Origin of the sequence: Simplicispira hankyongi (assembly GCF_003570885.1) — a bacterium.
In the GTDB taxonomy this organism is placed as follows: Bacteria; Pseudomonadota; Gammaproteobacteria; order Burkholderiales; family Burkholderiaceae_C; genus Simplicispira; species Simplicispira hankyongi.
In genome coordinates, this window is the sequence record NZ_QXJC01000003.1 from 893513 (window position 1) to 917814 (window position 24302).

At 61.4% G+C, this 24302-nt stretch carries 28 protein-coding genes; 4 read left to right on the forward strand and 24 right to left on the reverse strand.

The genetic code is table 11. The features are described from left to right. Positions 1-19: 19 nt before the first annotated feature. From D3F03_RS10790 to D3F03_RS10900, 23 genes are all read right to left on the reverse strand, one after another. On the reverse strand, positions 20-1012 hold the full coding sequence (locus D3F03_RS10790) for a DNA-directed RNA polymerase subunit alpha (RefSeq protein ID WP_119109343.1): 993 nt from the start codon (positions 1010-1012) through the stop codon (positions 20-22). Between the two features lie 106 nt (positions 1013-1118). Beyond that, entirely contained in the window at positions 1119-1742 is a 624-nt protein-coding gene (gene rpsD / locus D3F03_RS10795; protein WP_119109344.1) for a 30S ribosomal protein S4, read from the reverse strand. A 92-nt stretch (positions 1743-1834) separates the two neighbouring features. Next, the gene (gene rpsK / locus D3F03_RS10800; RefSeq protein WP_119109345.1) at positions 1835-2239 is read right to left on the reverse strand and encodes a 30S ribosomal protein S11; all 405 of its coding nucleotides are present in this window, start codon (positions 2237-2239) and stop codon (positions 1835-1837) included. 18 nt (positions 2240-2257) lie between these two features. After that, complete coding sequence (rpsM, locus tag D3F03_RS10805) at positions 2258-2623, reverse strand: 30S ribosomal protein S13 (RefSeq protein WP_119109346.1); 366 nt, start codon at positions 2621-2623, stop codon at positions 2258-2260. A 24-nt stretch (positions 2624-2647) separates the two neighbouring features. Beyond that, positions 2648-2761 (reverse strand): 50S ribosomal protein L36, encoded by a 114-nt coding sequence (rpmJ, locus tag D3F03_RS10810; protein ID WP_005793651.1) that lies wholly within the window; start codon positions 2759-2761, stop codon positions 2648-2650. Between the two features lie 143 nt (positions 2762-2904). Beyond that, complete coding sequence (gene secY / locus D3F03_RS10815; RefSeq protein WP_119109347.1) at positions 2905-4224, reverse strand: preprotein translocase subunit SecY; 1320 nt, start codon at positions 4222-4224, stop codon at positions 2905-2907. A gap of 23 nt (positions 4225-4247) precedes the next feature. Then, the gene (rplO, locus tag D3F03_RS10820; protein ID WP_119109348.1) at positions 4248-4679 is read right to left on the reverse strand and encodes a 50S ribosomal protein L15; all 432 of its coding nucleotides are present in this window, start codon (positions 4677-4679) and stop codon (positions 4248-4250) included. 10 nt (positions 4680-4689) lie between these two features. Continuing rightward, entirely contained in the window at positions 4690-4872 is a 183-nt protein-coding gene (rpmD, locus tag D3F03_RS10825; RefSeq protein ID WP_119109349.1) for a 50S ribosomal protein L30, read from the reverse strand. A gap of 13 nt (positions 4873-4885) precedes the next feature. Next, positions 4886-5404 carry a 30S ribosomal protein S5 gene (rpsE, locus tag D3F03_RS10830; protein WP_119109350.1) on the reverse strand — a complete coding sequence of 173 codons (519 nt, stop codon included), beginning with the start codon at positions 5402-5404 and terminating at the stop codon, positions 4886-4888. Positions 5405-5421: 17 nt separating this feature from the next. Next, entirely contained in the window at positions 5422-5787 is a 366-nt protein-coding gene (rplR, locus tag D3F03_RS10835; RefSeq protein ID WP_119109351.1) for a 50S ribosomal protein L18, read from the reverse strand. An 11-nt stretch (positions 5788-5798) separates the two neighbouring features. After that, positions 5799-6332, reverse strand: a complete 534-nt coding sequence (rplF, locus tag D3F03_RS10840) for a 50S ribosomal protein L6 (RefSeq protein ID WP_119109352.1) — start codon at positions 6330-6332, stop codon at positions 5799-5801. A gap of 24 nt (positions 6333-6356) precedes the next feature. Further along, the gene (gene rpsH / locus D3F03_RS10845; RefSeq protein WP_119109353.1) at positions 6357-6752 is read right to left on the reverse strand and encodes a 30S ribosomal protein S8; all 396 of its coding nucleotides are present in this window, start codon (positions 6750-6752) and stop codon (positions 6357-6359) included. Between the two features lie 20 nt (positions 6753-6772). Continuing rightward, a complete protein-coding gene (gene rpsN, locus D3F03_RS10850) occupies positions 6773-7078 on the reverse strand; it encodes a 30S ribosomal protein S14 (protein WP_119109354.1) in 306 nt (101 codons plus the stop codon). An 8-nt stretch (positions 7079-7086) separates the two neighbouring features. Continuing rightward, positions 7087-7626, reverse strand: coding sequence for a 50S ribosomal protein L5 (gene rplE / locus D3F03_RS10855; protein WP_119109355.1), 540 nt, complete (start codon positions 7624-7626; stop codon positions 7087-7089). A 10-nt stretch (positions 7627-7636) separates the two neighbouring features. Beyond that, a complete protein-coding gene (rplX, locus tag D3F03_RS10860) occupies positions 7637-7957 on the reverse strand; it encodes a 50S ribosomal protein L24 (RefSeq protein WP_119109356.1) in 321 nt (106 codons plus the stop codon). A gap of 9 nt (positions 7958-7966) precedes the next feature. Then, entirely contained in the window at positions 7967-8335 is a 369-nt protein-coding gene (rplN, locus tag D3F03_RS10865; RefSeq protein WP_119109357.1) for a 50S ribosomal protein L14, read from the reverse strand. Between the two features lie 205 nt (positions 8336-8540). After that, positions 8541-10133: a glycerol-3-phosphate dehydrogenase/oxidase gene (locus D3F03_RS10870; RefSeq protein ID WP_119109358.1), complete on the reverse strand. Its 1593-nt coding sequence runs from the start codon at positions 10131-10133 to the stop codon at positions 8541-8543. Positions 10134-10283: 150 nt separating this feature from the next. Further along, positions 10284-12017, reverse strand: a complete 1734-nt coding sequence (locus D3F03_RS10875; protein WP_119109359.1) for an ABC transporter substrate-binding protein — start codon at positions 12015-12017, stop codon at positions 10284-10286. Between the two features lie 73 nt (positions 12018-12090). Then, positions 12091-12399, reverse strand: a complete 309-nt coding sequence (locus tag D3F03_RS10880) for a DUF2160 domain-containing protein (protein ID WP_119109360.1) — start codon at positions 12397-12399, stop codon at positions 12091-12093. 25 nt (positions 12400-12424) lie between these two features. Next, entirely contained in the window at positions 12425-13237 is an 813-nt protein-coding gene (locus D3F03_RS10885; RefSeq protein ID WP_119109361.1) for a carbohydrate ABC transporter permease, read from the reverse strand. Beyond that, positions 13230-14126 carry a carbohydrate ABC transporter permease gene (locus D3F03_RS10890; RefSeq protein ID WP_119109362.1) on the reverse strand — a complete coding sequence of 299 codons (897 nt, stop codon included), beginning with the start codon at positions 14124-14126 and terminating at the stop codon, positions 13230-13232. Before D3F03_RS10890 ends, D3F03_RS10885 begins: the two co-directional genes overlap by 8 nt. A gap of 61 nt (positions 14127-14187) precedes the next feature. Beyond that, positions 14188-15264, reverse strand: a complete 1077-nt coding sequence (locus D3F03_RS10895) for an ABC transporter ATP-binding protein (RefSeq protein ID WP_119109363.1) — start codon at positions 15262-15264, stop codon at positions 14188-14190. 1 nt (position 15265) lies between these two features. Beyond that, positions 15266-16345, reverse strand: a complete 1080-nt coding sequence (locus tag D3F03_RS10900) for an ABC transporter ATP-binding protein (protein WP_119109364.1) — start codon at positions 16343-16345, stop codon at positions 15266-15268. A gap of 172 nt (positions 16346-16517) precedes the next feature. Between D3F03_RS10900 and D3F03_RS10905 the strand changes: the two genes are divergently transcribed. From D3F03_RS10905 to proC, 3 genes are all read left to right on the forward strand, one after another. Then, positions 16518-17285, forward strand: coding sequence for a DeoR/GlpR family DNA-binding transcription regulator (locus tag D3F03_RS10905; RefSeq protein WP_119109365.1), 768 nt, complete (start codon positions 16518-16520; stop codon positions 17283-17285). A 35-nt stretch (positions 17286-17320) separates the two neighbouring features. After that, the gene (glpK, locus tag D3F03_RS10910) at positions 17321-18817 is read left to right on the forward strand and encodes a glycerol kinase GlpK (protein ID WP_119109366.1); all 1497 of its coding nucleotides are present in this window, start codon (positions 17321-17323) and stop codon (positions 18815-18817) included. Positions 18818-18911: 94 nt separating this feature from the next. Further along, positions 18912-19775 (forward strand): pyrroline-5-carboxylate reductase, encoded by an 864-nt coding sequence (gene proC, locus D3F03_RS10915; RefSeq protein WP_119109367.1) that lies wholly within the window; start codon positions 18912-18914, stop codon positions 19773-19775. 58 nt (positions 19776-19833) lie between these two features. On the opposite strand, the gene ubiA is transcribed toward proC, so the two are convergent. Further along, entirely contained in the window at positions 19834-20709 is an 876-nt protein-coding gene (gene ubiA / locus D3F03_RS10920) for a 4-hydroxybenzoate octaprenyltransferase (protein ID WP_119109514.1), read from the reverse strand. 157 nt (positions 20710-20866) lie between these two features. Here ubiA and D3F03_RS10925 point away from each other — a divergent pair, with 157 nt between their 5' ends. Next, positions 20867-24295, forward strand: coding sequence for a response regulator (locus tag D3F03_RS10925; RefSeq protein WP_119109368.1), 3429 nt, complete (start codon positions 20867-20869; stop codon positions 24293-24295). Positions 24296-24302 lie beyond the last annotated feature (7 nt).

Below are 24302 nucleotides of genomic sequence, written 5' to 3' on the forward strand. Positions count from 1 at the left end.
AGGGCGCGAAATTATAGCTTTAGCGCTTGTCCAGACCGGCAGGCGGCCAGTTTTCAAGCTTCATTCCCAAGGTGAGCCCACGCGAGGCAAGCACTTCCTTGATTTCGTTGAGCGACTTGCGACCCAGATTGGGGGTCTTGAGCAGCTCGTTCTCGGTGCGCTGGATCAGATCACCGATGTAGTAAATGTTCTCTGCCTTCAGACAGTTGGCAGAACGCACGGTCAGTTCGAGCTCGTCCACCGGGCGCAGCAGAATCGGATCGAAACTTGCGTTGCTGCGTGCTCCAGAAGGCGCATTGATGGCATCCATCTCGCCACCATCGAGCTGAGCGAATACCGCGAGCTGCTCCACCAGGATGCGCGCCGAAGCCCGAACCGCATCTTCTGCCGTGACCGCACCGTTGGTTTCAATTTCGACGACCAGCTTATCGAGGTCGGTGCGCTGCTCCACGCGCGCGCTCTCGACCGTGTAGCTGACGCGCTTGATCGGCGAGAACGAAGCATCCAACACGATACGGCCAATGGACTTGGTCGCCTCATCGCCGTAGCGGCGCTGATTGCCCGGCACGTAGCCGCGACCCTTTTCAACCTTGATCTGCATGTCAAGCTTGCCGCCTTGCGACAAGTTCGCAATCACATGATCAGGGTTGACGATTTCCACGTCATGTGGCGTCTGAATGTCGCTGGCGGTGACCACGCCTTCGGCGTCCTTGCGCAGGCTCAGCGTGACCTCGTCACGGTTGTGCAGCTTGAACACCACACCTTTGAGGTTCAGCAGGATGTTGACGACATCTTCTTGGACGCCATCCACGGACGAATACTCGTGCAGCACGCCAGCGATGGTGACTTCCGTCACGGCATAACCAACCATGGAAGACAACAGAACTCGACGCAGCGCATTGCCGAGCGTGTGACCATAGCCACGCTCGAAAGGTTCGAGCGTTACTTTGGCACGGTTGTGACCAACCTGATCGACGTTGATGGTTTTTGGCTTCAGCAAATTCGTTTGCATGCAGACTTCCTCTCAATACCCCCAGCTCGTTACACCGGTAAGGCTGGTGAAGCGCCCACCCAGCGATGCCTCGCTGAGCAGGAACGATAAATTCAGATTTGCTGGCTTAGCGCGAGTACAACTCGACGATCAGCGATTCATTGATGTCGGCGCCGAACTCGTCTCGATCGGGCACTTTCTTGAACACGCCTTCGGCCTTGTCGGCATTGACATCCACCCAGGCGGGCATACCGACCTGCGCAGCCAGTTGCAGGGCTTCGACGATCCGGTTTTGCTTCTTCGATTTCTCGCGCACGGCAACCACATCGCCCACCTTGACCAAGTAGGAAGGAATGTTCACCGACTGGCCGTTCACCGTGATCGCCTTGTGCGACACCATCTGGCGTGCTTCAGCGCGCGTCGAGCCAAAACCCATACGGTATACGACGTTGTCGAGCCGGCATTCCAGCAACGACAGCAGGTTGGCGCCCGTATTGCCCTTTTTGCGCTCCGCGGCTTCGAAGTAACGGCGGAATTGCTTCTCCAAAATGCCGTACATGCGCTTGACCTTTTGCTTCTCACGCAGTTGCAGGCCATAGTCGGAGGTGCGCTGACCCGAAGTGCGACCGTGCTGGCCGGGCTTGGAATCAAACTTGGACTTGTCCGCGATCGAGCGGCGTGCGCTCTTAAGAAACAGATCGGTGCCTTCACGGCGGGAGAGTTTGGCCTTGGGGCCGAGGTAACGTGCCACTTGAATGTCCTTCTGATGTCTCTACCGCAAACCATTGCGGGAGCCGCCTGCGGCGTGGATACGGGCGCAGGCGGCGGTGGGCTTGGAGTAATTTAAATACGGCGACGCTTTTGTGGGCGGCAGCCGTTGTGGGGAACCGGTGTCACATCAGAAATTGAGGTGATACGGATACCGAGCGCACCCAGGGCACGCACCGAGGACTCGCGACCTGGCCCTGGGCCCTTGATCTCGACATCCAGGTTTTTGATGCCTTGCTCGATGGCAGCGCGCCCGGCCGTCTCGGATGCGACCTGTGCCGCAAACGGCGTGGACTTGCGCGAACCCTTGAAGCCTTGGCCACCCGACGAAGCCCACGACAAGGCGTTACCCTGGCGATCGGTGATCGTGATGATGGTGTTGTTGAACGAGGCATGCACGTGGGCGATACCGTCGGAGACGTTCTTGCGAACCTTCTTACGGACACGCTGTGCGGCGTTATTGGCGGGAGACTTAGCCATATGGTTCTTTCAATCTCTTTATTTCTTCAGGGCCGCGGCGCCCTTGCGCGGACCCTTGCGGGTGCGGGCATTGGTGCGTGTGCGCTGGCCGCGCACCGGCAAACCGCGGCGATGGCGGAAGCCTCGGTAGCAGCCGATGTCCATCAAGCGCTTGATGTTCATCGTGGTTTCGCGACGCAGGTCACCTTCGATGGTGAACTGCGCGATCTGGTCGCGAATCTTTTCGAGATCGCCGTCCGTAAGATCCTTGATCTTCTTGGAGTAAGCGATTTCGCAAGCTTCACAGATCTTGCGTGCGCGGGTGCGACCAATGCCATAGATGGCCGTTAAGCCAATCTCTGCGTGCTGATGCGGCGGAATGTTGATGCCAGCGATACGTGCCATGTGCGTCCTCTAATACTTTCCTGTTCAACCCTGGCGCTGCTTGTGACGCAGGTCCGTGCAGATCACGCGCACCACACCCTTGCGGCGGATGATCTTGCAGTTGCGGCAAATTTTCTTGACCGAAGCCGAAACTCTCATTTCATTCTCCTAAAACCAGTCGTGGTGTGCGGCCTATGCCATAAACACCGTGTTTGCGTGCGCCATGGCGCACTGCGTTAATGCGAAACCCGAAGGCTTCATCTAATAGTGCTGCGCCTCCGTGGACTTGCAGCAAGCCTTCGTCAAGCCCCGGCCCCGCCTTTGAAATTAGCCTTCTTCAATAGCGATTCATATTGCTGGGACATCAGATAGTTCTGCACTTGTGCCATGAAATCCATCGTGACCACCACGATGATCATCAAAGAGGTGCCACCAAAATAAAACGGCACGTTGTACTTCAGGATCATGAATTCAGGCAGCAGACACACCAACGTGATGTAGATAGCCCCAGCAAGCGTCAAACGGACAAGGATTTTATCAATGTACCGCGCTGTCTGGTCGCCCGGCCGAATACCAGGAATAAACGCGCCACTCTTCTTGAGGTTGTCCGCAGTCTCTCGGCTGTTAAATACCAGCGCGGTGTAGAAAAAGCAGAAAAACACAATGGCCGTCGCATAGAGCAACACATAGATCGGCTGCCCCGGTGTCAAAGCGCCCGAAATATCTTTCAGCCAGCGCATGGAATCACCCGCGCTGAACCAGTTCACCACCGTTGCCGGCAACAAAATGATCGAAGACGCGAAGATAGGCGGGATCACGCCAGACATATTGAGCTTCAGCGGCAGGTGAGACGATTGACCGCCATACACCTTGTTGCCGACCTGTCGCCGCGCGTAATTCACAAGTATCTTGCGCTGACCACGTTCAACGAACACGACGAAATAGGTCACCAAGCAAACAACCAGAACAATGAACAATGCCGCAATGATGCTCATGGACCCGGTTCGTACCAGCTCCAAAAGACCACCAACAGCGTTGGGAAGCCCTGCTGCAATACCAGCGAAAATCAGGATGGAAATTCCATTGCCCAGACCGCGTTCGGTGATTTGCTCGCCCAACCACATCAGGAACATGGTGCCTGCCGTCAGACTCACGACCGCAGTCATGCGAAAACCGAAACCAGGCGTCAGAACCAAGCCAGCCGAACTCTCGAGTGCAACTGCAATACCCAGGGACTGAAAAAGCGCCAGACCCAGCGTGCCATACCGCGTGTACTGCGTAATCTTGCGCTGACCGGCCGCCCCTTCCTTCTTCAACTGCTCAAACGCCGGCACCGCATAGCTCATGAGCTGCATGATGATCGACGCCGAGATGTACGGCATGATTCCCAAAGCGAACACCGTGAACCGGGACAGCGCGCCGCCCGAGAACATATTGAACAAATTGAGAATACCGCCCTGCTGGCCACTGAACAATTGTTTGAGCTGCGTAGGATCGATGCCCGGAACTGGGATATGCGCGCCGACGCGGTAGACGACCAACGCAAGCAGCAGAAACACCAACCTGCGGCGCAGGTCGCCGAATTTGCCGGTTTTGGCTATTTGAGCTGCGTTAGTTGCCACGGAAGCCTTTCGTCACCGTTTGTTCAGGCGAGACTGCCGCCTGCAGCTTCAATAGCAGCGCGCGCGCCCGCAGTGGCGCCAACGCCTGTCAACTTGACAGCCGTAGCAAGTTCACCACTCTTGACGATCTTCACGACCTTGGCCATCTGGCTGACCAAACCTGCTTGCTTCAACGCCAACATATCCACTTCCGCCAGACCCAGCCGCGCCAAGGCAGCCAATGTCACTTCGGCGTTGTACTTGAGCGTTTGCGACTTGAAACCGCGCTTGGGAAGGCGGCGTTGCAAAGGCATTTGACCACCTTCGAAACCTACCTTGTGGTAACCACCGGAACGCGATTTTTGACCTTTGTGGCCGCGTCCTGCTGTTTTTCCCAGCCCGGAGCCAATGCCGCGACCGACGCGACGCTTCGCGTGCTTGGCGCCAGCGGCCGGCTTAATGCTATTGAGTTCCATCTCGAACCTCTCAGAGGACTTTGACCAGGTAACTGATCTTGTTGATCATGCCGCGCACTTCAGGACTGTCCTGGAGTTCGCTGACACTGTTGAGCTTGCGCAGGCCGAGGCCGCGCACGGTAGCGCGGTGCGACTGCTGGGTTCCAATCGGGCTGCGAACCAGCTGGATCTTCACGGTTTGTTGCGTAGACATGTGTGCGCTCCTGTCAGATGAAGAGGTCTTCGACCGACTTACCGCGCTTGGAAGCAATTTCCGAAGGCGTGGTGGAATTGGTCAGCGCATCAAACGTGGCGCGAACCATGTTGTAAGGGTTAGATGAACCATGGCTCTTGGCCACGATGTCGGTCATGCCCATCACTTCGAATACGGCACGCATCGGGCCGCCAGCAATGATGCCGGTTCCCTTGGGAGCAGGAGCCATCATCACGTGGGCTGCGCCGTGGTGGCCAGTGACCTGGTGGTGGATGGTGCCGTTCTTCAGCGACACCTTGACCATGTTGCGACGCGCCTCTTCCATCGCTTTTTGCACGGCAGCCGGCACTTCCTTCGACTTGCCCTTGCCCATGCCGACGCGACCGTCGCCATCGCCTACCACGGTCAGTGCGGCGAAACCAAGAATCCGCCCACCCTTCACGACCTTGGTGACGCGATTGACCGCGATCATCTTCTCGCGCATTCCGTCGTCGCGACTGTCGTCTTGCACTCTGGGTTGAAATTTAGCCATTTTTTTATCCGTTCCGCTTAGAACTGCAGACCCGCTTCGCGGGCAGCATCGGCAAGCGCCTTGACGCGGCCATGGTACGCAAAACCTGCGCGATCAAATGCCACCTTCTCGACGCCAGCAGCCTTGGCGCGCTCTGCAATGCGCTTGCCAATGACCTCGGCTGCGGCGGCATTGCCTCCCTTGCCGGAGGCACCCAGCGCGGTGCGGACTTCTGGCTCGACAGTGGAAGCGCTCGCAAGCACCTTGCCACCATCGCTCGAAATGACTGCTGCGTAGATGTGAAGATTCGTGCGATTCACCGTGAGTCGCGCCACGCCTTGCTGGGCAATGCGGATCCGCGTCTGACGGGCTCGGCGAAGTCGCTGCTCTTTTTTGGTCAACATGGTGCAGCTCCTTACTTCTTCTTGGTTTCTTTGATCACAATGCGCTCGCCCACGTAGCGAATACCCTTGCCCTTGTAGGGCTCGGGGGGACGAATCGCACGAATCTCGGCAGCAATCTGCCCTACACGCTGACGGTCAGCACCCTTGATCACGACCTCTGTCGGAGTCGGGGTCGCCACGGTGATGCCTTCCGGCATCTCCTTGTTGACAGGATGGGAGTAACCCACCGACAGATTCAGCTTGGAACCCGTCGCCTGCGCCTTGTACCCCACCCCCACCAGACTGAGCTTCTTTTCGAAGCCAGCACTGACACCAACGACCATGTTGTTCACCAACTGGCGCAAGGTGCCACTCATGGCATTGGCTTCGCGGCTCTCGTTCGCAGGCGCGAAGCTCAGCTTGCCGTCTTGGCTACCAACCGTAACCAGCGCGTTCTGCGCCAACGACAAGGAGCCGCCTGACCCCTTCACATTGATCAGGCCGTTCGTGATCGACACATCCACACCAGCGGGGATGGTGACCGGCATTTTTCCTACTCGGGACATTCAGTTTCTCCTCAATGTCACGGCTTAAGCCACATAGCAAAGCACTTCACCACCGACACCGGTAGCGCGCGCTTTACGATCCGTCATCACACCCTTAGGCGTGGTAACAATGGCTACGCCGAGGCCGTTCATGACCTGCGGAATGGCATCACATCCCTTGTAAATTCGCAAACCAGGGCGACTGACACGCTCAATGCGCTCAATCACCGGGCGACCTGCGTAGTACTTCAGGGTAATTTCAATTTGTGACTTGCCATCTTCGGTCTTGACTTCAAAACCGTCGATGTAACCCTCGTCCTTCAGGACTTGGGCAATGGCCACCTTCACTTTGGAAGATGGGACGGCGACGCTGGCTTTGGAGACCATCTGCGCATTGCGGATGCGGGTCAGCAGGTCAGCAATGGGATCACTCATGCTCATGTTGTATCTCTCCTGCCGGCTTACCAGCTGGCCTTGGTGACACCGGGGATGTCGCCTGCAAAAGCCAGTTCACGGATCTTGGCACGGGCCAGACCGAATTGACGGAACGTTCCACGCGGACGACCAGTGATCGTGCAGCGGTTACGCTGGCGCGTGGGGTTGGCATTGCGCGGAAGCTTTTGCAAGCCCAGACGCGCTGCTTCGCGCTCTCCGCCGGTCGACTTCATGTTCGAAGCCGCCGCCTTCAGTTCTGCATATTTCGCTGCGTATTTCGCAGCAAGTTTTTCGCGCTTGAGTTCGCGCTGGATCAAAGCTACTTTTGCCATACGCTGCCTCAGTTCTTGAACGGAAAACGGAAACCAGTGAGGAGCGCCTTACACTCTTCGTCGGTCTGCGCCGTGGTAGTAATGCTGATATTGAGACCGCGCAAGGCATCGACCTTGTCGTACTCGATTTCAGGGAAAATAATCTGCTCTTTCACGCCGACGTTATAGTTGCCGCGGCCATCGAATGCGCGACCGGAGATACCCCGGAAGTCGCGCACACGAGGAAGCGCGACTGTCACGAAACGATCGAGAAACTCATACATCTTGACGCCGCGCAGCGTGACCATGCAGCCAATCGCCTGACCTTCGCGGATCTTGAAACCAGCGATGGCCTTCCTGGCCTTGGTGACGACAGGCTTTTGCCCAGCAATCTTGGTCAGATCCGCCACAGCGCTGTCCATCACTTTTTTATCAGCAACCGCCTCACTCACACCCATATTGAGCGTGATCTTGGTCAGACGCGGAACCTGCATGGGCGAGGTGTAGCCAAACTGCTTCATCAGTTCGGGCGCCACTTTGTCGCGGTAGTGTTCTTGAAGTCGTGCCATTTCTATTTCCTCAGGCCGTCTTGATTTCGGCACCGCTCGACTTGAACACACGAACACGCGTGCCATCTGCCTGCAGCTTGATACCTACGCGATCACCCTTGCCCGTCGCAGCATTAAAAATGGCGACATTGGACTGGTGAATGGGCATGGCCTTTTCAACGATGCCACCCGTAGAACCCTTCATAGGGTTGGGCTTGACATGCTTCTTGACCAGATTGACGCCTTCGACCACCAAATGGGAGTCGTCCGCGCGCAGCGCGACCGTGCCGCGCTTTCCCTTATCGCGCCCCGTGAGCACGACGATTTCGTCGCCCTTGCGAATCTTGTTCATCGCGTGTCCTTAGAGAACTTCAGGAGCCAGGGACACGATCTTCATGAAACGCTCGGTGCGCAATTCACGCGTGACCGGGCCGAAGATGCGGGTGCCGATCGGCTCCAGCTTTGCATTGAGCAACACCGCAGCGTTGCCATCGAATTTGACCAGCGAGCCGTCACCGCGGCGAATACCCTTGGCAGTACGAACCACCACGGCACTGTAAATTTCGCCTTTTTTGACGCGCCCACGAGGAGCCGCCTCTTTGACAGCCACCTTGATGATGTCGCCCACGCTGGCGTAACGACGCCTGGATCCGCCCAGCACCTTGATGCACAAGACGGATTTCGCGCCGGTATTGTCGGCAACGTCTAACCGAGTTTCAGTCTGGATCATTTCAATATTCCCAACTTGCACCAGAAGACTACCGCTCCGAGAACACCTCGAAAGCAATTGCCTGCCAGTCAGTCTTGGGCCCGCCGTCCACGCTACAAACCATTTGCAGCGCTTCCGCTGGGCAGAGATTTCGCTAATTTCTTAGCGAAGCCTGCTATTTTCACTAAAAATTCTTCGCCCGTCAAGTAGCGCAGCGCGATTTTTCTTAGTGGGGCAGGCTGGCGTATTGTGACGCAAGCTCCCGAAAAGGCGCCAGCTGGGGGTCCAGGCCGGTTTCCTCATGGACGATCCCAGCCACACGCTCAGCCATTTCACTGGCTTGGCGGGCGTCGAGAAACAGAGCACGCCAGCGGCGGGCCAACACATCCTCCACCGTGCGTGCGTACTCGTTGCGCACAGCAAAGCGCACCATCGCTTCTGTCAGATTCATGCCAAGAACCACGCCAGCGCCAGGCAGCTGGCGTATGAAGGCAGCCTCACTGCCGTAACTGTGCCAACCTGGGGCTTCGCACAGCCGATGCCGTGCGTACCCGGTTTCTGCGCCAACCAGTGGAAAATCGTTCGTGGCGCCCCCTTTTCGAGCGTCCAGCAGTTCGGAGTTGAAGCATTTTTGCAACACATCTTCGGCCATTGCGCGGTACGTGGTCCATTTGCCACCGGTAACCGTCACCAAACCGCTGCGGCTGGCGAGCACGGTGTGCTCCCGGCTGAGGCTCTTGGTGTTATCGCCATTTTCGTCCTGCGGTTTGACCAGGGGCCGCAGACCCACCCAGACACTGCGGACATCGCTTGCCTGGGGTGCGCGGCGCAGATATCGCGCGGATTCACTGAGGATAAAAGACACCTCCTCCGCGAAGGGCGTGGGCTCGCGGTCAAGGTCGTGCCGCGGGGTGTCTGTGGTTCCGAGGATGACCTTGCCCAGCCAGGGAACAGCGAAAAGCACGCGGCCGTCGGCCGTCTTGGGCACCATCAGCGCATGATCAGACGCGAGGAAATCCCGGTCTACAACCAGATGCACGCCTTGGCTTGGCGCCACCAGCGGCGACACCGCCCGTCCTGTCGCTTGGGCATCTTTCTCGCGCAAGGCATCGACCCAAACGCCTGTGGCATTCACCACGCAGCGCGTGCGCAGCGTGAACGTATGGCCCGATTCAGCATCTCTGCACACCACACCGGAGATTTTTCCACCCTCGTTCACGAGGTCCGTTGCTTCCACATAGTTGGCAACCAAGGCCCCGGTGCGGGCCGCCGTACGCGCCAACGCCAGCGCCAGCCGCGCATCGTCAAACTGGCCATCCCAGTATTTCACACTGCCCTTAAGCCCCTGCCGCCGCACGGTTGGCAGGCACTCAAGCGTGCGTGTCCGGCCAAGAAATTCGGTGGGCCCCAGCCCCGCCTTGCCGGCCAGGGCGTCGTACATTTTCAGGCCCACACCGTAAAACGGCGTCTCCCAACACTTGTAGGAAGGCATGACGAACGGCAGAGGTTGCGCAAGGTGCGGTGCGTTGTGAAGCAAGGTGCTGCGTTCATGCAAAGCCTCCCGTACCAAGGCGATATTGCCCTGAGCCAAATAGCGCACACCACCATGGACCAGTTTGGTGGCGCGTGATGAAGTGCCTTTGGCAAAGTCCAATCTCTCGATCAGCGCAACCCGAAACCCCCGCGTGGCAGCGTCCAGTGCCACCCCCAAGCCGGTAGCGCCGCCGCCGATAACCACAAGATCGTAGGTTGCAGCGCCGGCCAGACGCTCCAGCAATTCAGCGCGAAGGGTAGGCAAGGGCGAAGAATGGGAAGCCATGAGAGCCGCAGGTAGAAGGATGAATAAGGGTTAACCCTAGTCCATTGTGCTGCGGCACCACGTTTTCTGCCAGCAGTCCACGGACTTACGATCCCGCCGCCACACACCACAGGGTATGCGGCGGCTCAGGAAGCTATCAGGACGCAGCGCTCAACGCACCTTGCCATCCTTCCAGGCTTGCAGGAGCTTGTCGTAGTCAACGGTTTCACCCTTGGGCTTCTCGTTGGCCAGCTTCTTCCAGGGTGCATGCTCGTCGCTGAGCCACTTGGCCGGATCGCTCTTGGGGTTGAGCTTGGGCGCGCAGTGGGCCATTCCCGCCCGTTGCAGCCGTGCCATCACGTCGTCCATCTCCTTGGCCAGGTTGTCCATTGCCTGCTGCGGCGTCTTCTCACCCGTTACCGCCACGGCCACGTTCTTCCACCACAGCTGGGCCAACTTGGGGTAGTCGGGCACGTTCGTGCCAGTGGGGGTCCAGGCCACGCGGGCCGGGCTGCGATAAAACTCGATCAAGCCACCGTACCTATTGGCGTTCTTGGTGAAGTATTCGCTGCGGATATCGCTGTCGCGGATGAAGGTCAAGCCGGTGATGGATTTCTTCAGCGATACGGTCTTGCTGGTCACGAACTGCGCATACAGCCACGCGGCGGCGGCGCGGTCTGGGTTCGCAGACTTCAGAAAGGTCCAGGAGCCTACGTCCTGGTACCCATTCTGCATGCCATCTTTCCAGTACGGGCCGTGCGGGCCGGGGGCCATGCGCCATTTGGGCGAACCATCGGCGTTGACCACCGGTAGACCAGCCTTGGTCATGTCGGCGGTAAATGCCGTGTACCAGAAGACTTGCTGCGCGATTTGGCCTTGGGCAGGCACAGGTCCCGCCTCGCCGAAGGTCATGCCGGTGGCCTCGGGCGGGGCGTACTTCTTCAGCCAGTCGATGTACTTGGTCAGGGCGTACACCGCGGCCGGGGAGTTGGTGGCGCCACCACGTGAAACCTCGGCACCCACCGGTGTGCACTTGTCAGCAGCCACGCGAATGCCCCATTCGTCAATCGGCATGCCGTTGGGAATCCCCTTGTCGGCTTCCCCGGCCATGGACAACCACGCGTCGGTGAAACGCCAGCCCAGCGAGGGGTCTTTCTTGCCGTAGTCCATGTGTCCATAAATGGGCTTGCCATCGATGGTCTTGACATCATTGGTAAAGAAGTCAGCGATGTCCTCGTAGGCGCTCCAGTTCACCGGCACGCCCAGGTCGTATCCGTATTTGGCCTTGAATTTGTCCTTCAGATCCTTGCGCGCAAACAGATCGGCACGGAACCAGTACAGATTGGCGAACTGCTGGTCAGGCAGTTGGTACAGCTTGCCATCAGGTGCCGTGGTAAAGCTGGTGCCAATGAAATCCTTGATGTCCAGATAGGGATCGGTCAAGTCTTTCCACGGCCCGGCCATCTGGTCGGTCAGGCTCATCGCGGTGCCATAGCGGTAGTGGGTACCAATCAGGTCGGAGTCGCTGATCCAGCCGTCATAAATGGATTTGCCCGACTGCATGGAGGTTTGCAATTTCTCCACCACGTCACCCTCCTGGATGATGTCGTGCTTCACCTTGATGCCCGTGATCTCCTCGAAGGCCTTGGCCAGGGTCTTGCTCTCATATTCGTGCACGGTCAGGGTCTCCGAGACCGTGCTGATCTCGTTCACTCCCTTGGCCTTGAGCTTCGCGGCGGCATCAATGAACCACTTCATTTCCTTGAGCTGCTGGTCCTTGCTCAGCGTAGAGGGCTGAAACTCGGTGTCTACCCACTTTTTGGCTTCGGCCTCGCCAGCCCAGACCGCGTGCCCCATGGCCAGCGCCGCAGCAGCAAACGCCACTGCTTTCAATTGCACCTTCATTGCATGTCTCCTCATGTATCCCCCTTTGCGAAAAGAGCCCGGCCACGGGGGTGCCAACCGGGCTCCAGGAATCTCAGCCTTTGCGCATGATGAACACGAGCAGGGCCATGGACAGCACCAGGCTGATCCACACCGAAGGTTCGGCTTCCAGCGAGAACCACTGCGCCATTTTTTCGCCCAGGCCCACCCAGAACAGGTTGACGTAGGCTGCGGTAAGCAAGCCAATGAACAGGCGATCGCCTCGCGTGGTGGCGATCGGCAAAAAACCTTTGCGCAGCACGGTGGGCGACTTGATCTCCCACACCGTCATACCCGCCAGCATCAGCGCGATGCAGACAAAAAATACCGCCACCGGCATGGTCCAGGCCATCCACTGAAACATCGCTGTCTCCTTTATTCCTTGGGCGTCAGACGCGCCCCATTGCAAAACCCTTGGCGATGTAGTGCCGCACGAACCAGATGACGATGGCGCCTGGCACGATGGTCAACACCCCCGCAGCAGCCAAGGTCGCCCAATCCATGCCCGAAGCAGACACCGTGCGCGTCATGATGGCCACGATGGGCTTGGCGTTCACGCTGGTCAGCGTGCGCGCCAAGAGCAGTTCGACCCAGCTGAACATGAAGCAGAAGAACGCCGCCACGCCCACGCCGGACTTGATAAGCGGCAGAAAGATCGTGAGGAAGAAGCGTGGAAAGCTGTATCCGTCGATATAAGCCGTCTCGTCAATCTCGCGGGGAATGCCGCTCATGAAACCTTCCAGAATCCACACCGCCAGCGGTACGTTGAACAGCAGGTGGGCCAGCGCCACGGCGATATGGGTGTCCATCAGCCCGACCGTGGTGTAGAGCTGGAAGAAAGGCAACAGGAACACGGCTGGCGGCGTCATGCGATTGGTGAGCAGCCAGAAAAAGACGTGCTTGTCACCAAGAAACTGGTAGCGCGAAAACGCATACGCAGCTGGCAGGGCAACCGTGAGCGAAATCACCATGTTGATGGCGACATAGATCAGGCTGTTGATGTACCCCGAATACCAGGCCGGATCCGTGAAAATGGTGCGGTAGTTGCCCCAGGTGAAATGCTGCGGGAAGAACGAGAAGCTGGACAAAATATCTTCGTTCGTCTTGAAGCTCATGCTCACCATCCAATAGATGGGAAGCAGCGCGAACACCAGGTACAGCGCGAGAAAAATGCTGCGCTTGTGAAAGCGGTTCTCATTCATGGCCAACGCCCTCCTCGCTGCTCGTGCCGACCCGTTGCATCCAGTTGTAGAGGACAAAACACAGCAGCAGGATGATGAAAAAATAGATCAGCGAGAAGGCTGCCGCCGGCCCGAGGTCAAACTGACCCACAGCCTTCTGCGTGAGGTATTGCGAAAGAAAGGTGGTGGCATTGCCCGGCCCACCCCCGGTCAGCACGAAGGGCTCGGTGTAGATCATGAAGCTGTCCATGAAGCGCAGCAGCACGGCGATCATCAGCACACCGCGCATCTTGGGCAGTTGGATGTAGCGAAACACGGCAAACTTGCTGGCCCCGTCGATGCGGGCCGCCTGGTAATAGGCGTCGGGAATGGAGCGAAGCCCGGCAAAGCACAGCAAGGCAACCAGCGGCGTCCAGTGCCAGACATCCATCGCCAGCACCGTGAGCCAGGCCTGGGTGGCATTGCCGGTGTAGCTGTAGTTGATGCCCAAGGCATCCAACCCCGCACCCAGCAAGCCGATGTCCGAGCGTCCATAGATCTGCCAGATGGTGCCCACCACGTTCCACGGAATCAGCAAGGACAGCGCTACCGTTACCAGTACGGCAGACGACTTCCAGCCCTTGGCCGGCATGGAGAGCGCCAACGCGATGCCCAGCGGGATTTCCACCAGCAGCACCGCAAACGAAAACATCAGTTGGCGAATCAGCGCTTCGTGCAGCTCCTCGTCGCGCATCACCGAGGCAAACCAATCGGTTCCGACAAAAACACGGCGATCGGGCGAAATGATGTCCTGCACCGAATAGTTCACCACCGTCATCAGCGGAATGATGGCCGAGAAGGCCACACAGATCAGCACAGGCAGGATAAGGAACCAGGCCTTCTGGTTCACCGGCTTGGTGGTCGTACTCATTGTGTAACCTCCGTGCTGCGCACTGCGGTGCGAGCTTGCTTGGGGCGGCCCGACGCGGCGCTCATGCCAGCAACTCCTCGTTTTGGTAAAAGCAGGTGTGCTCACCCAGGATCCGCAGCCAGACCGTATCGCCCGACACGGGCAACTGCGCATCGGGGTCAAAGCGCGCGCGCAGCACCTGGCCTGCAACCTCTGCCGCCAACATCAGCGAAGTCCCCAGGTCTTGCACCCGCAACACCTTGCAGGGCAAGGCCCCCGCCTCGCCCGGCGCGGTACGTGCCAGGTACTCAGGGCGCACACCGATTTGCAAGGCGCCAGCCGGCAAGCCGCGCTCGGCAGGTGCATCGAGCCAATGGTCGACAAGCTGCAAGCGGCCTGCGACATGCTCCACTGGCAGGAAGTTCATGCCTGGCGAGCCAATGAAATGGCCCACAAAGACATGCTGCGGGCGCTCGAACAAGGCATCGGCCGCCCCCACCTGCACGGCGCGGCCGCGCGTCATCACCACCACCTGGTCGGCAAAGGTCAGCGCCTCGACCTGGTCGTGCGTGACGTAAATCAGCGTGAGCTTGAGTTCGTGGTGGATCTGCTTGAGCTTGCGCCGCAGCTGCCACTTGAGGTGCGGGTCGATCACCGTGAGCGGCTCGTCGAACAGCACCGCCGCCACGTCCGGCCGCACCAGGCCGCGACCCAACGATATCTTTTGCTTGGCATCGGCCGCCAGCCCGGCGGCACGCTGGTCGAGCTGGCCGCTCAGCTCCAGCATTTCGGCAATCACGCCGACGCGCTCGCGTATCTGCGCCTCGGGCACCTTGCGGTTGCGCAGCGGGAAGGCCAGGTTCTGGGCCACCGTCATGGTGTCGTAGATCACCGGGAACTGGAACACCTGGGCAATGTTGCGTTCCTGCGGGCTGGCATGCGTGACGTCGCGCCCGTCAAATTGCACGCCGCCGTGAGACGGCACCAGCAGACCCGACATGATGTTGAGCATGGTGGTCTTGCCACAGCCCGAGGGGCCCAGCAGCGCGTAGGCGCCGCCATCGGCGAACTCCATCTTCAGCGGCAGCAGCGCGTAGTCGCCATCCGCCGTCGGGTTGGGCTTGTACGAATGCGCCAGGTCCAGCGTGATACGTGCCATCTCAAACTCCTCTCTGCCGACGCGGCGCGCAGAGCAAGGCTTCGTCCGCACCGAACACGTACAGTTGGTCGGCCTGCACATGCAGCGTGACCGGCGCACCCAAATCAAAGTAGTGCACGCCGGGCACCTGCGCCACCAGATTGCCCATGGGCGAAGAGGCGTGTACATAGGTGTCGGAGCCGGAGATTTCCGCCAGCTCCACCGTCCCGCGCATGGTCAGATCACCCGGACGCTCTTGCAGCCTCAAGGAGCTGGCGCGCACCCCGACCGTGTAGTGCGACTGCGCACCAAGCACCGCTGAGTCCATAGTGGCCAATTCAGGGCCGGACTCAATCGCCAGACCCGATGCAGAACGCCGCGCCGCCAGCAGGTTCATGGGCGGGTCGCTGAAGGCACGGGCCACACTCAGCGACGCCGGTGCATGAAACACCTGTGCGGTGGGGCCGTATTGCAGCAATCGGCCCTCGCCCAGCACGGCCGTATAGCCTCCCAGCAGCAAGGCCTCGGCGGGTTCGGTGGTGGCGTACACCACGGTGGAATCGCCTGCGGCGAACAGCTGCGTCAATTCCTCGCGCAGCTCCTCGCGCAGCTTGTAGTCCAGGTTGACCAGGGGTTCATCAAGCAGCATCAGCGGCGCGCCCTTGGCCAGCGCTCTGGCCAGCGCCACGCGCTGCTGCTGGCCGCCCGAGAGTTCGGCGGGCAGGCGGTCCAGGAACATCTCGATGTGCAGGCGGCTGGCCAGGTCGTGCACGCGCCCCTCGATATGGGGCTCGCGCCGCAGCTTGAGCGGCGAGGCTATGTTCTGTGCCACCGTCATCGAGGGGTAGTTGATGAACTGCTGGTACACCATGGCGACATTGCGCTCGCGCACCGGGGTGCCAGTGACATCGACACCATCCACCAGCACCCGGCCGGCGGTCGGGGTGTCGAGCCCGGCCATGATGCGCATCAGGCTCGTCTTGCCGGCCTGCGTAGCCCCGAGGAGCACGGTCACCGCGCCGCTGTGCAGGGCCAGGTCCATGGGGTACAGCCATGTCTGCGGCCCCACCTTCTTTTCAATGGCTTGCAGCGCCAACTCCATTACAGCTCCCAGAAACGCAAGACACTTGCGCAGCGCCACGGCGTTGCGGCCACAGACAAAGAAAACGCGCTTGTTGAATTTCGCATAGGTTCATTTTTATTCCTTTTGATTCGTTTTCATCTCAAGGTTTACCCTGAAACGTTTCCTTTTTGTTCGCTTTACAGTCACTCTCGTGAACACCAACCCAAGACAACTGCAACTGCTCAAGGAAGTCCGTGCGCGCCAGTCGGCCACGGTGGAGCAACTGGCCGACACCCTCGGCGTCACTTTGCAAACCGTGCGGCGCGACGTGCAGCGCCTCGCGGACGAAGGCTTGCTGACGCGCTTTCACGGCGGCGTGCGCGTGCCCAGCTCCACGGTGGAGAACATTGCGCACCAGCAACGTGAAACCCTGCATGCCGCAGAGAAGTCGCGGATTGCGCGGCACGTCGCGCGCGAAATCCCGAGCAACTGCTCACTGATCCTGAACATCGGCACCACCACGGAAGCGGTAGCCCGCGCCCTGCTGCACCACAAGGGGTTGCGCGTGATCACCAACAATCTCAATGTCGCCGCCACCCTGAGCAGCAACCCCGATTGCGAAGTCATCGTGGCCGGTGGCGTGGTGCGCTCGCGCGACCGCGGCATCGTCGGCGAGACGGCGGTCGATTTCATGCGCCAGTTCAAGGTGGACATTGCCGTGATTGGCATCTCGGGCATCGAAGCCGATGGCTCGCTGCGCGACTTCGACTACCGCGAAGTGAAGGTCGCGCAAACCATCATCGCGCAGTCGCGCCAGGTATGGCTGGCGGCCGACCACAGCAAGTTCAACCGCCCGGCCATGGTGCAGCTCGCCACGCTGGCGCAGATCGACCGCCTGTTCACCGACGCGCCGCCGCCAGAGCCCTTCCCCGCATTGCTGGAAGATGCGAGCGTTGCCTGCGACATTGCGTCCTCCTGAAGGCGCGCCTTCTTCCGACCCGTTTCTGCCTGCCCATGACCTACCTGCTCGCCCTCGACCAAGGCACTTCCAGCTCCCGCAGCATCGTTTTTGACGACCACGGCCACGTGGTGGCACAGGCGCAGCGCGAGCTGGCGCAGATCTACCCGCGCCCCGGCTGGGTGGAGCACGACCCGCGCGAAATCTGGCGCACCCAACTCGAAACGGTGCGCGAAGCGCTGCACACAGCCGGCATCGGCGCCGCCGAAGTGCGCGCCCTCGGCATCACCAACCAGCGCGAGACCACGGTCTTGTGGAACCGCTTGACGGGCGAGCCGGTGCACCACGCCATCGTCTGGCAGGACCGGCGCGCCGAACCCGCCTGCGCCGCCCTGCGCGAGCAAGGCCACGCCCCAGCCATTGCCGCAAAAACCGGGCTGTTGATCGACGCCTATTTCTCCGGCACCAAGCTGCAATGGCTGCTCGACAACGTGCCCGGCGCGCGCGCCCAGGCCGAGCGCGGCGAACTCGCCTTTGGCACCGTCGACAGCTGGCTGATCTGGCAGCTCACCGAGGGCGCGGTGCACGCAACCGACGTAACCAACGCGTCGCGCACCATGCTGTTCAACGTGCACAGCAACCAGTGGGACGAGGAACTGCTGGCGCTGCTGCGCATTCCCGCCTCGCTGATGCCACGCGTGCAGCCTTCTTCCAGCCACTTTGGCGAGGTCGTGCCCAGCCTGCTCGGCCACAGCATGAAGATCGGCGGCGTGGCGGGCGACCAGCAAAGCGCCCTTTTCGGCCAAGCCTGCTTCACGCCCGGCATGGCGAAAAACACCTATGGCACCGGCTGCTTCCTGCTGATGCACACCGGCCAGGCGTTCCGCCAATCGGAAAACGGGCTGCTGACCACGAGTGCGGCACAAACCACCTCAACGGCACAGTTCGCCATGGAGGGCAGCGTTTTCGTCGGCGGCGCCGTGGTGCAGTGGCTGCGCGACGGCCTGCGTGCCATCAAGAGCAGCAGCGAAGTGCAGTCGCTGGCCGAGAGTGTTCCCGACGCTGGCGGCGTGATGATGGTGCCGGCCTTCACCGGCCTGGGCGCGCCTTACTGGCAGCCCGATGCGCGCGGCACCATCACCGGGCTGACGCGCGGCAGCACGCTGGCGCACATCGCCCGCGCGGCGCTGGAGAGCATTGCCTACCAGAGCGCCGCGCTGCTGCACGCCATGTCCCGGGATGCGGTCGCCGCCGGCAGCGCTCCAGTGGCCGAACTGCGCGTGGACGGGGGCGCCTGCGTCAACGATTTGCTGATGCAATTTCAGGCCGACCTGCTGGGCATTCCCGTGGTGCGCCCCGCCGTGGTCGAGACCACGGCCCTGGGCGCGGCGTATCTGGCGGGCCTGTCCTGCGGTGTCTACGCCAGCACCGATGAGCTCTCGCGCCTGTGGCGCGCCGAGCGGCGTTTCGAGCCCACGCTGGCGCCGGTGCGCGCAGCGGAACTGATGGCCCGCTGGGAACACGCGGTGCACCAGGCCACGCTCGCGCCCTGAAAATCCGGGAGCGGCACGAAAAGGCCGTGCACTGGCGCGCACGCTGCGCTGCGGCGACAATGCAGTGGCCTGCTATGTCCCCTCTGGAACCGCCATGCCTGATACCTCTTCCGCACCTGTTCCCGCTGCCCCAAACCCTGCCACCGCGCCCAACGCCATTGCCTTCATTGGCGGAGGCAATATGGCCAGCGCCTTGATAGGTGGCCTGATTGCCCAAGGCTTTGCACCCGAGCGGATCGAAGTGGTCGAGCCCTTCGAGGCCGCGCGAGACGCCTTGCAAGCGCAATTCGGGGTTACCGCGCAGGCGCTGCCCGGCCCGCAACTGCGCAGCGCCGACCTGGTCGTCTGGGCAGTCAAGCCCCAGGTGTTCCGTGAAGCCGCACTCCAGGCCCGGCCACTGACAAGCGCTGCGCTGCACCTGAGCGTGGCGGCCGGCATTCGCAGCAGCAGCATTGCGCAGTGGCTGGGCAGCGAGCGCGTGGTGCGCGCCATGCCGAACACGCCAGCGCTGATTGGCCGGGGCATCAGCGGCCTGTTTGCCCGCCAGGCAGTGGATTCTGCCGAGCGCCAGCGCATCGAGCAGGTCATGGCGCCCACGGGCGAGACGCTGTGGGTGGAACAGGAACACGACCTGGATGCCGTCACCGCGCTCTCTGGTTCCGGCCCCGCCTATGTCTTTTACCTGCTCGAAGCCATGACCCGCGCTGGCGTGGGCATGGGGCTGAGCCAGGCGCAGGCACACCGCCTCGCCGTGGCCACCGTTGGTGGCGCTGCCGAACTGGCACGCCGCTCGGACGACCCACCCGAGGTGCTGCGCCAGCGCGTCACGTCCAAAGGCGGTACCACGCATGCCGCCATCGAGGTGCTGGAACGCGCGGGGGTCGCAGGGCACTTCGTCCATGCCATAGAAGCAGCGCAGCACCGTGCGCGCGAACTGGGCGACGAATTCGGCACCTGAAATTTCAAGTGTTTTAGGCCTCTAGCGCTTATCTGGTATGCGCTAACAGCTATTATTTTTATAGTTTTCCGCGCATCCACACATCGAGCACCACGCCGGCAAACAGCGTCAGCCCGATCCAGTGGTTGAGCCGGAACGCACGGAAACACCCTTCGCGCGTGCGCTGCCAAATCATCTGCGCGTGCCAGGCGACTTGCGCCAGCGCCAGCACCAGGGCAACGCCCCACACGGCGCCAAAGCCTTGCTGGCGCAGCGCCCAGCCCCACACCACGATCAGCGCCAGATAAAACATGAGCACCGCCATCACATCAAAGCGCCCCAGGGTGATGGCCGAGGTCTTCATGCCAATCTTCAGGTCGTCGTCGCGGTCGACCATGGCGTACTCCGTGTCGTAGGCCAGCACCCAGAACAGGTTGCCCACCAGCAGCCACCAGGCCAGCGCCGGCACCTGCCCGAGCACGGCGGCAAAGGCCATGGGAATACCAAAACTGAAGGCCACGCCCAGCACCGCCTGCGGCATGGACACCACGCGCTTGGCGAAGGGGTACGCCACGGTGATGGCCAGCGCCGCGAACGAGAGCGCGACCGTGAGCGCATTGGTCAGCAGCACCAGCCCGAACGCCGCCAGGGCGAGCACGGCGGCCAGGGCCAGCGCTTCGCGCACCGACACCGCGCCTATGGTCACAGGCCGCCCCGCCGTGCGCTTGACGTGGCGGTCGAACTCGCGGTCGGCCACGTCGTTGACGCAGCAGCCCGCGCTGCGCATCAGAATCGTGCCCAGCGTAAAGATGGTGACCAACCGCCAGCCCGGAAAACCGCCAGCAGCGACCCACAGCGCCGAGAGCGTGGGCCAGAGCAGCAGCAGCCAGCCCGCGGGCCGATTCCAGCGGATGAGATCAAGATACAGAGCAAAACGGGTGCGGGCAACGGACATGGCAGCGGGGAGATCAGCAAGCGGCGGCGCGGGCAGCAAGCCCCGCCGCGGATGTTGAATGTAGCAGCCGCACCTTGGTATCGACGCGGACGGCCTTTTGGCGACAATGGCCCACTGCGGGACCACCGGCCCAGGAAAACCAGGACACGCCTTCACGATGCTGCCACCCACCAACGTTTCCCCCGTGCCCCTTGCGCCCTCGCCACCAGGCGATCTGCGCCATGGCGAAGCCGACATCAGGGTTTCGCCCCACGTGATGTTCGGCTTTCTGCTGGCGGCACTGGCCACGGTACTGATCGGCATCGTGACGTACTGGGCGCTGGCGGAGCGCGACAGCGTGCTGGAGCGCCTGGGCCGAGCGCGGCAATCCGTCGTGCTGCTGCAAAACGTGATGCGCACCACGATCGAGGCGGAAAACGGGCAGCGCGGCTTCCTGCTTTCGGGCGAGCCGCGTTACCTGGCCGGATACCAACTGGCCGTTGCAGAGATGCCCGGACAACTCGATGCCTTGTACCGCACGCTCAACGAGCGCGAAGCGCTGGTGCAGCGCCACAAGGAACTGGCGTCGCTGGTGGATGCCAAGTGGAAAGAGCTTGCCCAGACCGTCGACCTCTACCGCAGCGGCAAGCGCGAGGAGGCCCTGGCGCTCCTGCGGACGGGCCATGGCCAAGCCACCATGGAACAGCTCCTGCAAGTCGGCGACATGTTCGCTTCCGACTTGCAGCAACGCGCCGACCAGCTCCGGGACGAGTGGCGCACCTCGGCCAGTTGGTCCACCTGGGTCACCGTGGGAGGCTCGGCATTGTTGCTGGTGCTCATCGGCATGGCAGCCGCCATGTCGGCACGTGAGCAGGCCACCAAAGCGCGCCAATCCTGGGTGGACCGTGGTGTCCTGGGGTTGGGCGCGGAGCTGCAGGGCGATCACCCTCTCGAAAAACTGGGTGAGATGGCCATGCGCCACCTGGCCCATTACATGGGCGCGCAGGTGGGCGCGGCCTACGTGGTGCGGGGTGCGCAGCAGTTGGAGCTTTTCGGCACCTATGCGCTCGACTCACAGCACGCCATCGGGACCTTGGTGCTGGGCGAAGGCCTTCTGGGCGAGGCCCTGAGCTCGCGCGCACTGCACCATGTGCGCGAAGTGCCCGAGGGCTACATGCGCGTCACGTCCGCCACCGGGTCTGCCTCCCCGCGCGAACTGCTGTTGGTGCCTGCGGTCTATGGCGGACGCGTGTCGGCGGTGCTGGAACTGGGGTTTTTCCGCTCCGTGCGGCTGGCGGACAAGGAACTGCTCGAGCGGGCCTCGGAAATGCTCGCGCTGGCCATTCGCGCCGCACTCGACCGCAGCGAGCTCGAACGCCTGTTGGGCGAGACACAGCGCCAGTCGGAACAACTGCAGACACAGCAGGAAGAGCTGCGCATATCCAATGAAGAGCTGGAGCAGCAAAGCCGCATCCTCCAGGCTTCGCAAGCCCATATGGAGCAGCACCAGGCCGAACTGGAGCAGACCAATGCGCAACTGGAGGAGCAAACCAGCCAGTTGGAAGAGCAGCGTGAAAAGCTGCTGATGGCCCAGGAGGTTCTGACCACCAAGGCCAGGGAACTGGAGCTGGCCAGCCAGTACAAGAGCGAATTTTTGGCCAACATGAGCCACGAACTGCGCACTCCGCTCAATTCCGCGCTCATCCTGGCCAAGCTGCTGGGCGACAACAAGACGGGCAACCTGAGCGCCGAGCAGGTGAAATACGCGCAGACGATCCATGCCGCCGGCAACGACTTGCTCGCATTGATCAACGACATTCTCGACCTCGCCAAGATCGAATCGGGCCAGGTCGACGTGGACATCGAAACCGTCCCTATCGCCAAAACACTGGCCGCATTGCTCGACCCGCTGCGCCCGTTGGCCGGGCACAAGGGCCTGACGCTGGCCAGCACCGTCGATTCCGACGTCCCTGCCAACCTTGAAACCGATCCGCGGCGCCTGGGCCAGATACTGAAAAATCTGCTCTCCAACGCCATCAAGTTCACCGAAAGTGGTTCGATCGAGGTGCACGTCGGCATGACCGCCAGCGGCCGCGTGGCATTTGCCGTGCGTGACACAGGCATTGGCATCGCAGCCCACCAGCAGGCGCTGGTGTTCGAGGCCTTTCGACAGGCCGACGGCAGCACGCACCGCAAGTACGGCGGCACCGGGCTTGGTCTGTCGATTTCGCGCAGCCTGGCGCAGCACCTGGGGGGCGACATTCGGTTGCAGAGCACACAGGGTAAAGGCAGTGCCTTCACCCTGGAATTGCCCGTGCACCTGGCGCAGGCCATGCCTCCCGCCCCTGCGCCGGCACCGGCCCCGCCGCCACGGGGGCTGTCACCGCCTCCCGCACCGGTCCCGGCCGCACCGTGGAGCAAAGGCACGCGCAGCCTGCTGGTGGTGGAAGACGACCCGCGCTTTGCCCAGATCCTGCAAGAGTTGGCATCGGAAATGGGCTTCGAATGTGCGGTGGCGGCCACCGCCGCCGATGGCCTGGAGATGGCCACGGTCCGCAAGCCTGCCGCCATCGTGCTGGACGTGAATCTGCCGGACTTTTCCGGACTGGGCGTGCTCGACCAGCTCAAGCGCAACCCGACCACGCGCCACATCCCGGTGCACATCGTCTCGGTGGTCGACTACGCCAAAGAGGCGCTCGAGCGCGGTGCCGTGGGCTATGCACTCAAACCCGTCCCGCGCGAAGAACTGGTGCGTGCGCTGGAACGCCTGGAAGGGAAATTCACCCCCGGGCTGCGGCGCGTTCTGGTGGTCGAAGACGACGCGCGCCAGCGTGAGAGCGTTCGCTCGCTGCTGCAGAGCGAAGGGGTGGAAATCGTGGGCGTCGAGACCGCAGCGCTGGCCCTGGAACACCTGGCGCGCAGCACCTTCGACTGCATGGTGATGGACGTCAACTTGCCGGACCTGAGTGGCTACGCATTGCTGGAAAAAATGGCCGGGCAGGAGGAGGTGTCGTTCCCGCCTGTCATCGTTTACACCGGCCGTGCGCTCACGCGCGACGAAGAGCAGAAATTGCAGCGCTTCTCGCGCTCCATCGTCATCAAGGACGCGCACTCTCCCGAACGCCTGCTCGACGAGGTCACCCTGTTCTTGCACCGGGTGGAATCGGAAATGAGCGAGGAGCACCGGCACATGCTCCAGGTGGCGCGCAACCGAGAGGAAGCGTTCGAAGGCCGCACCGTGCTGGTGGTGGAAGACGACGTGCGCAACGTTTTTGCACTCGCCAGCGTGCTCGAGCCCACCGGCATCCACGTGGAAATTGCACGCAATGGCCGCGAAGCGCTTGAATGGTTGGACGGTCACACCGGCAAGGAGTGCGTCGACCTGATCCTGATGGACATCATGATGCCCGAGATGGACGGCTACACGGCCATGCGCGAGATCCGCAAGCGCCCCGATGGCCGGCGCATTCCCATCATTGCGCTCACGGCCAAGGCCATGCGCGAGGACCAGGAAAAATGCCTGGCCGCTGGCGCCAGCGACTACATCGCCAAGCCGCTGGACGTGGACAAACTGATGTCGCTGGTGCGCGTCTGGATGCCGAAGTAAGGGGGAC